Genomic DNA, 12,911 nt, shown 5'->3' with positions numbered 1-12,911 from the left:
GATACTGTGAAAACACCACAATTAATGCAGCTATTACGCATTATGTTTCAATGGCAGAAAAGAATAACATTAAAGTTGAGGTCTCCACTACAATACCTTCAAATTTGGCTGTGGATGAGATGCAACTTGCAATCACCGTTAGTAATCTTTTGGAAAACGCTATACATGCATGTATGGAAGTTCCTGAAAAGGAGAGATTCATATCCGTTACCGCCAAATATAAAAGCCAGTTATTACTTGAAGTGTCTAATTCCTGCAAAGACAAGGTCAAGCTTGACGAGGAAGGTCATCCATATAGTAATGAGGAAAATCATGGAATTGGAACCAGAAGTGTTCTGGCTTTTGTAACTCAGACAAATAGTGAAATAAGATATATTGCAGAGAACAATGTTTTTAAAGTCAGGATGATAGTCTGAGAAATAAAAAGATTTGTTTATAGCGCAGTTTCTGATAGACTGTAAATTAAAAAAAGAAAAAAGGGTTGTTGGTTAAAATGGAGAGAAGAATCTACAAGCCTTCCTATGTCGTGGGAAGGCTTCTTACTTTTGTGCGCACCGAAAGTAAGACTCAATTTGTGCGTATGATCTTTGCGGCGCTGTTTATAGCGATTCAGCCGTTTCTTGGCGTCGTACTTCCCAAACTTGCTATCGGAACATTGGAGCGTTATGGAAAAGACGCTGCGCTTCCCCTGGCGAAAGTGATGGCGATTTATTTTGTTATCGCCGGTTTTATTGCATTCATGAGCGCATTTTTAAGACAGGTGACAGATTCTGAAAATATGCGCCTTCGCATGCATTATCTGGCACTGCTTTCTCAGAAGATCCAGAACATGGATTACAAATATGTAGAGGACGCCAGCTTCTGGGAAAAGAATACAAGAGCTATGGATGCCGGTTCTTCCAATGGAAACGGCATAGAACTTATGCTGAATCTCATCTACAAGGCACCGGCTTATCTTTTGACCTTGATCGCTATGGCAGTGGTGGCTTTCACGCTGAGCCCGGTAGTTCTTGTCGTTACTGTTTTGCACTGCGTCACACTTATGTGGGTGTCCGTAAAAACTCATGACTACGAGTACTCACTGAAGGAAGAAAGAAGTAAGGCACAGCGCAGGATATCTTATTTTAACAAGACGACACACGACTTTTCTTTTGGAAAAGATATCCGCATCTTTAACTTCAGAGAGCGAATCATTGCAAATTATAAAAAGGAAATCGAGGCATTTACCGCTGTTATTAAGATGGTGGAGAATCGCCGTTTTGCCCTTGGTTTTCTGGGACTTTTCACCCTCGTATTTACCAACGTTGCCATGTACGGCATCCTGATCTATAAAGCGTACCAGGGAATGCCTGTCAGCGATTACACCATGTATGTAGCCCTGATCATGGGCATGATTGAGTACATGCTGCTCTTTGGTGACACAGTAACCAAGATCAGAAACGAAGGCGAATACGTGGATGATTTCTATCGTCTCATGGATGAAAACATTCTGACTGAGGGAAGCAAGGAACCTGAAAAAACAGACTCTGTTGAAATCGTATTTAACCATGTAACTTTCCGCTATCCCGGTACAGACGTGGACATCTATAAAGACTTTTCATTCACCATCAAAAAGGGCGAGCGCCTTGCTATCGTTGGTGTTAACGGTGCAGGAAAATCCACACTGGTAAAACTGATCTGCGGTTTATATGAACCCAACGAAGGTCATATTTACGTCAACGGAATCGACATCAGAGACTGGAAAAAGAAGAACCTTTACGACCTGTATTCAACGGTTTTCCAGGACTTCAATATTCTCGCATTTACTCTTCGTGAAAATGTTACATGCGGCAGCAGTAATCCTGACGATGCAAGAGTCACAGAAGCACTGGAGAGAGTTGGCCTTGGCAAAAAGTTAAAGAGCCTCTCCAAAGGTCTCGACCAGATGATGCTGAAAGTTATAGACGAAGATGGTACAGATTTTTCAGGTGGTGAACGCCAGAAGCTGGCCATCGCACGTGCACTCTATAAAGATGCACCCATGGTAATCATGGACGAGCCCACAGCGGCGCTGGATGCCCTGGCAGAAGCAGAGATCTATGAAAACTTCAGCGAACTTGTAGAAGGAAAAACCGCCATATATATTTCCCATCGTCTTGCCAGCACAATTTTCTGCGACAAGATAGCCCTATTTGATAAAGAAGGCGTGAAGGAATACGGAACCCACGAGGAGCTTATGGCGAAAAAGGGAATGTACTACGACATGTTTGTGGTGCAGGGCAAATACTATCAGGAGGAGGCTATGGAAGCATGAAAAAGTTAATGCATTTTATAAAGCTTGCATGGAGCATTTCTCCCATGTATATCATCGCGCTTGTAGTAAAAGCTCTCCTTGGCGGCGCCAATATGCTGCTTAACGTGATTCTGCCCAAACTCCTGATTGACGAGATCATGGGTGATAAGCAGGTCAATATGCTTATCCTTTTTGGAACGCTTATTGTTTTAAACAATGTTTTGATGAAGCTGTTTGAGAACCTTTTGGATCGTTATTTAAATGTTCGTGCTGAGTTTGTTAATAAGACCATGCAGGAAAAGATGGGCGAAAAGATCATGAATATAGAATATTCATATCTGGAAGACCCGTACTATCTGGACCTGAAAGAGAGAGCTGTTTTTGCTATCTCCAATCAGGACGCTATCTCCAGACTGATTAGCTATGTATCACAGACCTTAACATCAATTGTGACACTGATTGGTCTTTTGGCAGTTCTCCTGACTCTTGGCCCTGTGCTGATCATACTCATGGCCGTGGCAGCAGGACTTTCCATGATGGCGTATGCGCTGTCCATGAAGAAGGTTACAGGCCTTATGCAGCAGCTCATTCCCATCAACAGAAGATACAATTATTACTTCGGCCTCGGAATGGAAGAAAAAGCTCAGAAGGAAATCCGTCTCTATGACTTGGAACCCATGATTACAGAAACGGTCCTCAATGAAAATAAGAGTGTCTGTGACCTCTATGGAAAAGCCATGAGGGGACTTGCGGTTTCCACCGGACTTATGCAGGTAATCACCATCGGTGCCACAGCACTTACATATTTTTACGTGGGCGTCAGAACTCTTTCCGACCGCTTTGGAAAGATGCTTTCAATCGGTTCACTGACCATGTATGTTTCTTCAGCAATCAGCTTCAGCCGTGCTATGCAGTCCTGCGGCGAGCAGGTGGTTATGCTGATTCAGACTCTTTCCTACTTAAGTCCTTATCTTGAGTTTATGGAAATCGAGGAAGAAGTACTTGAAACCGGAAAAGAAAAATTCGAGGGACCCATTAACACCCTTGAGTTTCGTGATGTGATATTCACATACCCCAAGGCTGAAAAGCCTACTTTGAAAAACGTATCATTTACCGTAAACCGCGGAGAAAAGATTTCCATCGTGGGATTAAACGGTGCGGGCAAATCAACACTGGTTAAGCTGATCTGTCGCATGTATAAGCTCGATAGCGGCGAGATCCTGGTAAACGGAAAAAATATTTATGAGTACGATTACAGAACCTATATGAACAGTATTTCTGCGGTGTTCCAGGACTACAAGCTTTTCAACTTTACCATTGCTGAAAACGTATCCTGCAAGGAATCCAATACTGAGATAGAAAAAGCGAAAGTGCTTCGTCTCATGGAAGAAGTGGGCATGAAGGAAAAAGTGGACGAACTGAAAAACGGTATCGAGTCCCGCTTCGGTAAAGAATATGACGAAGACGGTATTGAGATGTCAGGCGGCCAGGGCCAGAAGATCGCCATTGCAAGAGCCCTGTATAAACCTTCTGAAATGGTAATTCTCGATGAGCCTGCCAGCGCCCTTGATCCCATTGCGGAAGCAGAGATTTATGAGAAATTCAACTCCCTTGTAGAGGACAAAACCGCCATCTACATCTCTCACCGCATGTCTTCTTCAAAGTTCTGTGACAAGATTTTGATCATCGACGGCGGAACCGTGACAGATTACGATACACACAATAATCTGATGCAAAAAACAGACAGCCTCTACTACCAGCTTTTCATGGCTCAGGCAGAAAACTATAAGCTGGCATAACGATTTGGCAAGAATAGGACAGCATAGGAGAAAAACATTGGATAACATAGAGTGGCTATTTTTTGATGTGGGCTCAACTTTTGTAAGTGAAGAGAAGCCATTTTTACATAGGTTGCATGAAATTGCAGAAGCGGTTAATGAGCCATTTGAAGTCATACAGGATAAGGTGCTTTTGCTTTACAAGGAAAAGAAAAAGGGTGAGCGCCTGCTGATTCAGGAATATGGCATAGAAAGGCCACGCTGGCGAAGTGAAGACGAGGAATTATTTCCTGAGTCCTATGAATGCCTTGAGCGACTGAGCAAGAAATATAAGATTGGAGTTATTGCCAATCAGCTGCCGGGAACCGCAGACAGATTAGAAAAGCATGGCGTTTTGAAGTTCATCGATCTTGTTATAGCTTCCGCAGAAGAAGGATTGGAAAAGCCTGACAGGCGGATATTTGAACTCGCTTTATCAAGGGCAAATTGCAAGCCTGAGAATGCCGTTATGATCGGAGACAGAGTTGATAATGACATAATTCCTGCAAAAAAGATGGGCATGAAAACTGTTCGTGTGAAGCAGGGAATGTGGAAATACTGGGAAGTCAGCAATGAGGATGAACAGGCTGATTATGAAGTGGATGACTTAAGTGAAGTCCTCGAGCTGTTTGATAAGAAAATGTGACATGAGAGGATAGATTACTTTCAGGCGCTTTAATCTAGTCATACGAGGAATACGAAAATGTTTTTTATCATGGGAATTACAGATGGCAGAAAGGACTTTGATTTCAATCAGCTGATTACCTGTGCTATCTGCGGAAGATATGGACGCTTCAATGTGTTCATGACATATACGGTATTGTCGCTTTTTTTCATACCGACCTTAAAGTGGAACAAACATTACTATGTCCAGACCAGCTGTTGTGGAACTGTTTACGAGCTTGATCCGGAGATCGGAAAGATGATAGCAAGAGGCGAATCGGTGGAGATTTTGCCGAGTCATCTCACTCAGGTGAGTGGCGGAAGAGGCTTCGCAGCAGGTTATAAGAGATGCAGGCAGTGCGGATACGAAACAACAGAGGACTTTGATTTTTGCCCTAAGTGCGGAACAAGATTTTGATGATTGTTTGGGGATGAGCTATCCAATGGCGCAGATATGGTTGTAAGCAGAGGTTTGTGCCGTGAGCGAATGCCATATCCAAGATTTTTCAATCATCCGGAGATAGTGATAATAGATGTGGAATAACACTAGTGTAAATAAAACTGCCTAACATTTATTGTTGGGATCGATTGGGGATTTTTGTAAATAAGGGGAGCAGGCGGTATGATAAAAGCAGTCATCTTTGATATGTTTGAGACACTTGTCACTTTGTTTGAAGGAAAAACTTACTTCGGCGAGAACATCGCAGCGGATGTTGGAGTTGATCCAGATCTTTTCAGAAAAGAGTGGCATGCGATTGAGAAGGAAAGAAGCATCGGTGTCTACACTATTGAGCAGGGCCTGGAGGTTGTCTTCAAAAAGCTTGGAGTATATTCTGAAGAAAATGTAAGCTTAGCTGTAAACAAGAGAAGAGAGAATCTTGAGGATACATTCAACGGGGTTCCCGATGATTCGATCAGACTTTTACAGGAGCTTAAGAAAAGAGGAATAAAGGTAGGGCTTATAACCAACACTTTTTCCGATGAGAGAGATTTCATAAGAAAGAGTGTATTATTCCAGTATTTCGACGTGGCACTTATCTCATATGAGCAGGGAATTTGTAAGCCTGACCCTGAGCTATTCCAGAAGATGACAAAGCTCCTTGATGTGGAAGCTGATGAGTGTCTCTATGTGGGAGATGGCGGATCAAAAGAATTATTTGCCGCAAGGGACGCAGGGATGCATCCCGTTCAATGCACATGGTTTCACGACAGAGCTTTTGAACCCCACATTCCATGTCCCATACTCGATGAGTTTGATCATGCGAATCATCAGCTTGAAGTTTTGGATTATTGCTGAGCGCTTGAATTCAACTTTACTGAGCAGATGAGGACTGCCACGCCTCTATTTGGGAGAAAATTGAAAATTCCTCTGCTCAAGAAGAGAGATAAAAGAGGCTTGAAGAGACTTCACGCCTCTATTTGGGAGAAAATTGAAAATTCCTCTGCGCGAGAAGGGTGATCGAAGAGGCTTGAAGAGACTTCACGCCTCTATTTGGGAGGAAAAGTGAAATTCCTCTGCTTAGGAAGAGAGATTGAAGAGGTTCCACGCCTCTATTTGGTAAAAAAAGTGAAATTCCTCTGCTTAGGAAGGGAGATTGAAGAGGGTTGAAGAGGTTTCACGCCTTTATTTTAGAGAAAAAAGAAAATTCCTCTGCTTAGGAAGGGAGATTGAAGAGGCTTGAAGAGATTCCACGCCTCTATTTTAGAGAAAAAAGAAAATTCCTCTGCTCAAGAATGGAGATTGAAGCGGAAGCGAGAGACTTCACGCCTCTATTTTAGGGGAAAAGAGAAATTCCTCTGCGCGAGAAGATCAATCGGAGCGAAGACAAATGATAATGAAGTGTTATATTACAAAGTGCAAAGTCTAAATTACAAAGTGTATTATGTTAGGCTGCCATTATTTGAAGAGGATTATAAAATGAAATCATTCGATGAATTAAAAGAAGTTGTTAGGAAACTGCGGGCTCCGGATGGTTGCCCTTGGGATAGGGAACAGACCCATTCAAGTCTGAAGCCCGGATGCATTGAGGAGGCAGCAGAGGTTCTTTGCGGAATCAATGTCTACGAGAGGACAGGGAATCCAGAAAATCTGAAGGAAGAGCTTGGGGATTTGTTGCTTCAGGTTGTCATGCAGGCTCAGATTGCTGAGGAAGAAGGCATATTCACTATGGATGATGTGGCCAAAGGTATCACGGAAAAACTGATCCGCAGACATCCACATGTCTTTGGCGATGTAGAGGTTGCTGATTCCAAGGAAGTTCTGAAGAATTGGGATGAAATCAAAGCTAAGGAAAAAGAGGGTAAGGAAGATCCTAATCTTTATCTACCGGAAGCTTTTGATGAGGCAGAAAATCTCATCAATGCTGCAAGGAAGAGAAAAGGTTTCTCCTAATCACCCAAATTTGAAAGGACCAAAGGCGATTTATAAGAACGATATTGGGGAAGGTTCTTATCATGAAAACAAAGTAGCAGCAGGAGGGTATTACGTATGGAAAAAGAATTATACTTAAAGCAATTGAAACCTTATCTTTACCTTATGGATGAGGCTCATGAAGCGACAGGTTATATAGTAGTAGGTGATGAAAAGGTATGTGTAATCGACACGATGAATGGATATAACGACCTTCACAAAGTTGTCAGGGAGATTACAGATAAGCCCATTGTGGTTGTTAACACCCACGGTCATCCCGATCACATTTTTGGAAATGTCTATTTTGATGAAGCCTTCATGAATCCCAAGGATAATGAGCTGGCGGATTCGTTCATAAAGAGTCCTGAGTTTGTAGCGGAGTGCGAAAAGAATGGACTGACAATGCCTGAGTTTAAGCCCATAAGAGGCGGCGATGTCATTGATCTTGGAGGGAAAACACTGGAAGTTTACGACCTTCCGGGGCATACCCCCGGCGGAATCCTCCTTCTTTTAAAAGAGGACAGAATACTCTTCACAGGGGATTCCATAAATCATCATCTGTGGATGCAGCTTGACGGCTGCCTTAAGATGGAGGACTTTGTTAAGGAACTGGATAAGGTCATGTTTCTTGAAGAGAAGGCTGATACCATTCTTCATGGTCACGCGACGGATTTTGATGACATCTCCCTTATGCGGTGCATGCGAAACGGCGCAGTAGAGATCAGCGAAGGAAAAACAGAAAATGATCTTCCTTATAAATGGTTTGGAGGAGAAGGCAAGCAGCATCCTTTCAAGCTTGAAGAAGGAAAACACTATCAGCAGCTAGAGAGTGTAATTTGTTATAGATGATAGGAAAAATGAATCGTAAAGAAAGGAGCAGACAACAATGACAATAAGTGAGAGAGCTGAAAAAGCAGTAGAAATGAAAAATTCGGGCAAGTACAACTGTGCCCAGTCTGTAACTGCAGCACTGGCAGATCTGACAAAACTTTCAGAGGAAGATTTAAAGCAGCTTTCTGCAGGATTCTGTGCCGGAATGGGTAATCTTGAAGCAACCTGCGGTGCCCTCATCGGAGCAGGAATGATTGCGGGATTAGCAACAGAAGGTAAAGGCACACTTGGAGTAACCAAGCAGATCCAGGAAGAGTTTGGCAGAAGATGCGGCTCCATCAAATGCAAGGAACTGAAGGCGATTACTGACGGCAAGCCACTTTGCCCCTGTGAAGAATGCGTAAGAAATGCAGTCCTGATCTATGGCGAAGTCATGCAGGCATAACAGACCATTACCGACTAAATGATAAATATACCGACTAGAAATATAGAGGTTAACAGCCTCTATATTTTTTTGAAAAAAAAGTGTTGACTCTAACGTTACGTTATAGTTTATGGTATAGATACACGTGAAGGAGATGAAAACTATGATGACAGTAAATGAAGTAAGCAAATTGACGGGAGTGAGTATACGCACTCTTCAGTATTACGACCAGATCGGACTTTTAAAGCCCACCAGGCTTACCGAGGCTAACTACAGACTGTATGACGATGCGGCGCTGGAGAAGCTTCAGCAGATTTTACTGTTCAGAGAGCTTGAGTTTCCGCTAAAAGACATAAAAGAAATAGTTAACAGATCTGATTTTGACAAGACAAAAGCACTTGAGCAACAGATAGAGCTTCTGGAGTTAAAAAAGGAGCACATCGAGAATCTGCTGAACATGTGCAAGTACCTAAAAGTGAGAGGAGTGAGGAAATTGAATTTTACAGCATTTGATACAAGTAAGCTTGATGAATACGCGAAAAAAGCGAAGGAACAGTGGGGAAATACCCCTGCATACAAGGAATATGCAGAGAAAACAAAGAACTGGACAAAAGAATACGAAAGCGGCCTTATGGCTGACTTCACGAAGCTTTTTGAGGAGTTCGGAACCATGAAAGAGATGGATCCTGCTTCAGAAAAAGTTCAGGCTCAGGTAAAAAGAGTACAGGATTTCATCACAGAGAATCTTTATACATGCACAAACGATATTCTCTACGGTCTCGGCACAGGCTACGTAGGCGGCGGAGAGATGACAGAGAATATCGAGAAAATGGGCGGCGAAGGTACCGCTGAGTTCATTTTTAAGGCTATAAAGATATACTGCGGAAAGTGATTTATTTGCTTTTGCTTCTACAGTTTATTTTTCTTTAAACATTTCACAAAATGGACTTATTCTCATGCTATCATATCGACTTATGTGAAAAATAAACGAGAATATGGAGAGTATGAGTATGAAGAGAAAAATTGCGACATTATTACTTATGTCAATGATTTGCGTTGGAGGAACAGCTTGTGGAAGTAATGCAGAGAGCACTGCTGACACATCTTCTGAAGTAACATCAGTTGAAGAAGATGTAGTTGCTGCCGATGTTACAGAAGAGACACCAGTTGAAGAGAATGTTGAAGAGACGGAAACTGAAGAGACAACAGCTGACAGTACTGATGCTACAGAAGAGGTCAGTGATGAAGAAGGCAAGTATGTTGTATTCACCGATGCCAGCAACGAAGAAGTAGAAGCTTTTGCCAAGAAAGTAGTGGATGCCGTTCTTGCAAAGGACTGGGAAACTGTTGGAGATATGATCCAGTATCCGATAGGTACAGAGGAGGCAAACAATCTGTGTAACAACAAGGAAGAGTTTGTTGCATACGCTAACAGCACAGGTTTTAGTGAGGAAAATATGACCTCGCTTGCTGCATGGGACAGCGCTGATCTGTGGGCGAACTGGCAGGGAGCATGCATCGACGACGGAAACATCTGGTTCAGAGATATAGATATCGAAAAAAAGGACTTTAAGATTGTTTCACTGTTCGATTTACGCGAAGCCGGCGGCGAAATAACAGAATAATAGTATTGCAATGCTTTGACAGGTCATCGTTGATGGCCTGTTTTTCTTTAATATGACCTTAATACGCAAAGAAGTAGAAATATGGATATGTTTTTTGCTCTACTTGATATATAACAAAATCATCCTTTTGCGTACAATATGACTATAAACAAAAACAGTTGTTGGTACGAATTGAAAAGGATGGTGATGGTTATGTTACTGACAATGTTATTTATGATTTGTATGTTTGGTTTTATTGGAAAGCTCATAGGATTTGCTTTTAGGTTTTCATGGAGCATGATCAAGGTTGCATTTTTCCTTGTATTCCTGCCATTCATCTTGATAGCAATGGTATTTGGAGGACTGCTTTATGTAGCATTCCCGGTACTTTTAGTTGCAATGATTGTTGGTCTTTTGGTCAAGGAGGCTTAAGTAGGCAATAGTATCACTTTGCCATATGGGTTTTTGATAGGAGGGATAAAATTATGAAAATCACACTTGAAGAAATCGAAAAGGTAATGAATCAGGCAGGAGTAGATTATGCAGCTGCAAAAGAAGCGCTTTTAAAGGCAAGCGGCGATGCAGAGAAGGCAATTAAAGATCTTGAGCCTAAAGTTTGCGAGCTCGAAGAGGATGTACAGAAGCTTATCGACAAAGTTAAGGCTGTTGTTGCTGAAGGCAATGCAGACAGAGTCCAGATCCTCAAGGATGATGAGATAGTGCTTAGCGTACCGGTTAATGTAGGTATCGTTGGCGGTATCCTCGGACTTGCAGCTGCTCCCTGGGCACTTATCGCAGGATCTGTAGCAGCATTCGGTCTTGGATGCAAGCTCGTTGTAGTAAAAAAGGATGGAACTAAAGATGAGATTAAGTGAGTCCCATCGTATTATGTAGAGGAAGCTTTGGAAATTCTCCGTTCAAAGTACTTATAAGAGCAAGGATAATAAGAGAGCATCAGTTCATGAGCGCATTGCACTCGTGACTGGTGCTTTTTCCATGTCCGTACATACCCCAAAATCCTCCTTAAAAGAAAAATAGGTCCCCCATTTTTTCCTAAATGAATATTTATTGTAAAGCCCTGGAATCATAGAATAATCTCATAAACAACGAGTTGCTTCAAAGGAAGCAAAGAGCAGACCACTTGGCGAGGGGTAATGGGGCCCGGTGGAATGCCACACAGATTAGGAGAAAGGTTATGAGAGAAAGAAGATTACGTAAAAGTGCAGATCAGAAGGTTTGTGGTGTATGTGGAGGCTTGGGTGAGTATTTTGGAATTGATCCCACAATCATAAGAGTCATCTATTTGATCCTCTTATTTACAACCGGAATCGGAATCCTTCCGTACATCTTCCTTGCAATAATAATGGATGAAGCACCTGCAAGTGCGAAGAACACCGGATTCTATAAAAAAGAAAACAGTTACTCGGCAAAATATTATGAATCAAGTGAACCCGTTGGCTTCAAGCCTTTTACAGATAATTCAGAGGTCAAAGGCTTTAACATCTAAAAAAGAAATGGGGGAATAAGGATGAGCAAAGGACTTAAATTACTTCTTGCGATTCTCTTGGGAGCATACATATTGTCACCGGTAGATCTCGTATCTGCCTGCCCTGTAGATGACATCATAATACTTCTTATCGCGGTGGCATCCAGTAGAAAACTTGGGCAGAGACAAACAGTAGAAGCGATAGAAGATAAAGGGGATTATACATCATGAAAATAACATCAAGATCAAGACTTGTTTTGGCAATAGTTTTTGCAGTGAGCGGATTTATGTGCCTCATAGGCGGAAAAGCTCTTATGTCTGCTGTATGGTTTACTTGCACAGCAATACATTTCTTTGATGCTTACAGACTTCACTGCCAGGAAAAAGAACAAATATAATCAGTTCGAAAGGACATAGAAGAGGTCGCCTGTGAGGTGACCTCTTTTTTAATTAATTCTCCTATACTCATCTCATAACAGGAAAACAACTAACAGCGAAAGCAGATAGGAGGCACTTATGCACGGAGCGATTCTTGGAGATATGGTTGGAGCACCTTACGAATTTGACATGGGAGATAAAAGCAAAGATTTTGACATGTGGAACGAGGATGTTCATTTCACGGATGACACCGTTATGACCATAGCAGTTGCAGATGGAATCCTCACTGCAGGGATTAATGCAGGAGAAAAAGAGATTAAGGAAGCAGTTACAGAGAAAATGCAGGAGTGGGGAGCAAAGTATCCAAATGCAGGATATGGCGTCAGGTTCGCCTTCTGGCTTATGGAAAAGAATCCAAAGCCATACGGAAGCTATGGCAACGGCTCAGCAATGAGAGTCTCTTCTGTAGGATGGCTTTATGACACCATAGAAAAAACAAGACAAGTTGCCGGATGGACAGCAGAGGTAACCCACAATCATCCCGAAGGAATCAAAGGCGCAGAAGCCACAGCATCCGTCATATTCCTGGCAAGAACAGGAGTATCCAAAGAAGAAATAAAGCAGTACGTGATACAGGAATTTGGCTATGATCTTAGCCGCAGCTGCGACGAGATAAGACCGGACTACCATCACGATGAGTCCTGCCAGAAAACAGTTCCCGAAGCCATCACAGCATTTCTCGAGGGAAAAGATTTCGAGGACGTCATAAGGGCCGCAGTTTCCCTGGGCGGTGACTGCGACACCCTGACCTGCATTGCAGGAGCAATGGCTGAGGCCTTCTACGGCATGCCACAGGAAATGCTGCTTGAGACTTATAAAAGGCTTGATAGGGAGATGGTGGAGGTGGTGAAGAGGTTTGATGATGAAAAATTACATTAAAAGGTGATTATATAGAAACTAAAAATCAACTTAATTATCCTTTTAGCGGCAGTTTATAGCGACTTTAGAGATGTGCGAGATAATATA

At 42.4% G+C, this 12,911-nt stretch carries 17 protein-coding genes; all 17 read left to right on the top strand.

Annotated elements, in window-relative coordinates; genetic code table 11:
- Nucleotides 1–50 precede the first annotated feature (50 nt).
- The 17 genes from G603_RS0109925 (at nucleotide 51) to G603_RS0109840 (ending at nucleotide 12,824) form a co-directional block, all read left to right on the top strand.
- Nucleotides 51–416 (top strand): GHKL domain-containing protein, encoded by a 366-nt coding sequence (locus tag G603_RS0109925; RefSeq protein ID WP_026670138.1) that lies wholly within the window; start codon nucleotides 51–53, stop codon nucleotides 414–416.
- 77 nt (nucleotides 417–493) lie between these two features.
- On the top strand, nucleotides 494–2,293 hold the full coding sequence (locus G603_RS0109920) for an ABC transporter ATP-binding protein (RefSeq protein ID WP_026670137.1): 1,800 nt from the start codon (nucleotides 494–496) through the stop codon (nucleotides 2,291–2,293).
- The gene (locus tag G603_RS0109915) at nucleotides 2,290–4,071 is read left to right on the top strand and encodes an ABC transporter ATP-binding protein (RefSeq protein WP_026670136.1); all 1,782 of its coding nucleotides are present in this window, start codon (nucleotides 2,290–2,292) and stop codon (nucleotides 4,069–4,071) included. The genes G603_RS0109920 and G603_RS0109915 overlap by 4 nt, the downstream gene beginning before the upstream one ends.
- A gap of 37 nt (nucleotides 4,072–4,108) precedes the next feature.
- Complete coding sequence (locus tag G603_RS0109910; protein WP_026670135.1) at nucleotides 4,109–4,735, top strand: HAD family hydrolase; 627 nt, start codon at nucleotides 4,109–4,111, stop codon at nucleotides 4,733–4,735.
- A 57-nt stretch (nucleotides 4,736–4,792) separates the two neighbouring features.
- Nucleotides 4,793–5,170 carry a zinc ribbon domain-containing protein gene (locus tag G603_RS0109905; RefSeq protein ID WP_026670134.1) on the top strand — a complete coding sequence of 126 codons (378 nt, stop codon included), beginning with the start codon at nucleotides 4,793–4,795 and terminating at the stop codon, nucleotides 5,168–5,170.
- Between the two features lie 204 nt (nucleotides 5,171–5,374).
- Complete coding sequence (locus G603_RS19900) at nucleotides 5,375–6,049, top strand: HAD family hydrolase (protein ID WP_035792743.1); 675 nt, start codon at nucleotides 5,375–5,377, stop codon at nucleotides 6,047–6,049.
- Nucleotides 6,050–6,670: 621 nt separating this feature from the next.
- A complete protein-coding gene (locus tag G603_RS0109890; protein ID WP_026670133.1) occupies nucleotides 6,671–7,144 on the top strand; it encodes a MazG family protein in 474 nt (157 codons plus the stop codon).
- A gap of 96 nt (nucleotides 7,145–7,240) precedes the next feature.
- Complete coding sequence (locus tag G603_RS0109885; protein WP_026670132.1) at nucleotides 7,241–8,011, top strand: MBL fold metallo-hydrolase; 771 nt, start codon at nucleotides 7,241–7,243, stop codon at nucleotides 8,009–8,011.
- Nucleotides 8,012–8,048: 37 nt separating this feature from the next.
- Nucleotides 8,049–8,438 (top strand): C-GCAxxG-C-C family protein, encoded by a 390-nt coding sequence (locus G603_RS0109880; RefSeq protein WP_026525327.1) that lies wholly within the window; start codon nucleotides 8,049–8,051, stop codon nucleotides 8,436–8,438.
- 142 nt (nucleotides 8,439–8,580) lie between these two features.
- Nucleotides 8,581–9,309, top strand: a complete 729-nt coding sequence (locus G603_RS0109875; protein ID WP_026670131.1) for a MerR family transcriptional regulator — start codon at nucleotides 8,581–8,583, stop codon at nucleotides 9,307–9,309.
- A gap of 118 nt (nucleotides 9,310–9,427) precedes the next feature.
- On the top strand, nucleotides 9,428–10,042 hold the full coding sequence (locus G603_RS0109870) for a hypothetical protein (RefSeq protein ID WP_026670130.1): 615 nt from the start codon (nucleotides 9,428–9,430) through the stop codon (nucleotides 10,040–10,042).
- A gap of 192 nt (nucleotides 10,043–10,234) precedes the next feature.
- Entirely contained in the window at nucleotides 10,235–10,453 is a 219-nt protein-coding gene (locus G603_RS0109865) for a hypothetical protein (protein WP_035792764.1), read from the top strand.
- Nucleotides 10,454–10,506: 53 nt separating this feature from the next.
- Nucleotides 10,507–10,896 (top strand): DUF4342 domain-containing protein, encoded by a 390-nt coding sequence (locus G603_RS0109860; protein ID WP_026670128.1) that lies wholly within the window; start codon nucleotides 10,507–10,509, stop codon nucleotides 10,894–10,896.
- Between the two features lie 320 nt (nucleotides 10,897–11,216).
- Complete coding sequence (locus tag G603_RS19895) at nucleotides 11,217–11,528, top strand: PspC domain-containing protein (RefSeq protein ID WP_035792740.1); 312 nt, start codon at nucleotides 11,217–11,219, stop codon at nucleotides 11,526–11,528.
- 21 nt (nucleotides 11,529–11,549) lie between these two features.
- Entirely contained in the window at nucleotides 11,550–11,738 is a 189-nt protein-coding gene (locus G603_RS0109850) for a hypothetical protein (protein WP_026496765.1), read from the top strand.
- The gene (locus G603_RS22350; RefSeq protein WP_155831040.1) at nucleotides 11,735–11,905 is read left to right on the top strand and encodes a hypothetical protein; all 171 of its coding nucleotides are present in this window, start codon (nucleotides 11,735–11,737) and stop codon (nucleotides 11,903–11,905) included. The genes G603_RS0109850 and G603_RS22350 overlap by 4 nt, the downstream gene beginning before the upstream one ends.
- Before the next feature lie 118 nt (nucleotides 11,906–12,023).
- Nucleotides 12,024–12,824, top strand: coding sequence for an ADP-ribosylglycohydrolase family protein (locus G603_RS0109840; RefSeq protein ID WP_026670127.1), 801 nt, complete (start codon nucleotides 12,024–12,026; stop codon nucleotides 12,822–12,824).
- Nucleotides 12,825–12,911 lie beyond the last annotated feature (87 nt).

Origin of the sequence: Butyrivibrio sp. AE3006 (assembly GCF_000424165.1) — a bacterium.
Lineage (GTDB): Bacteria > Bacillota > Clostridia > Lachnospirales > Lachnospiraceae > Butyrivibrio.
The sequence above is the reverse complement of the archived record's forward strand: the minus strand, read 5'-3'. Positions and strand labels throughout refer to the sequence as shown.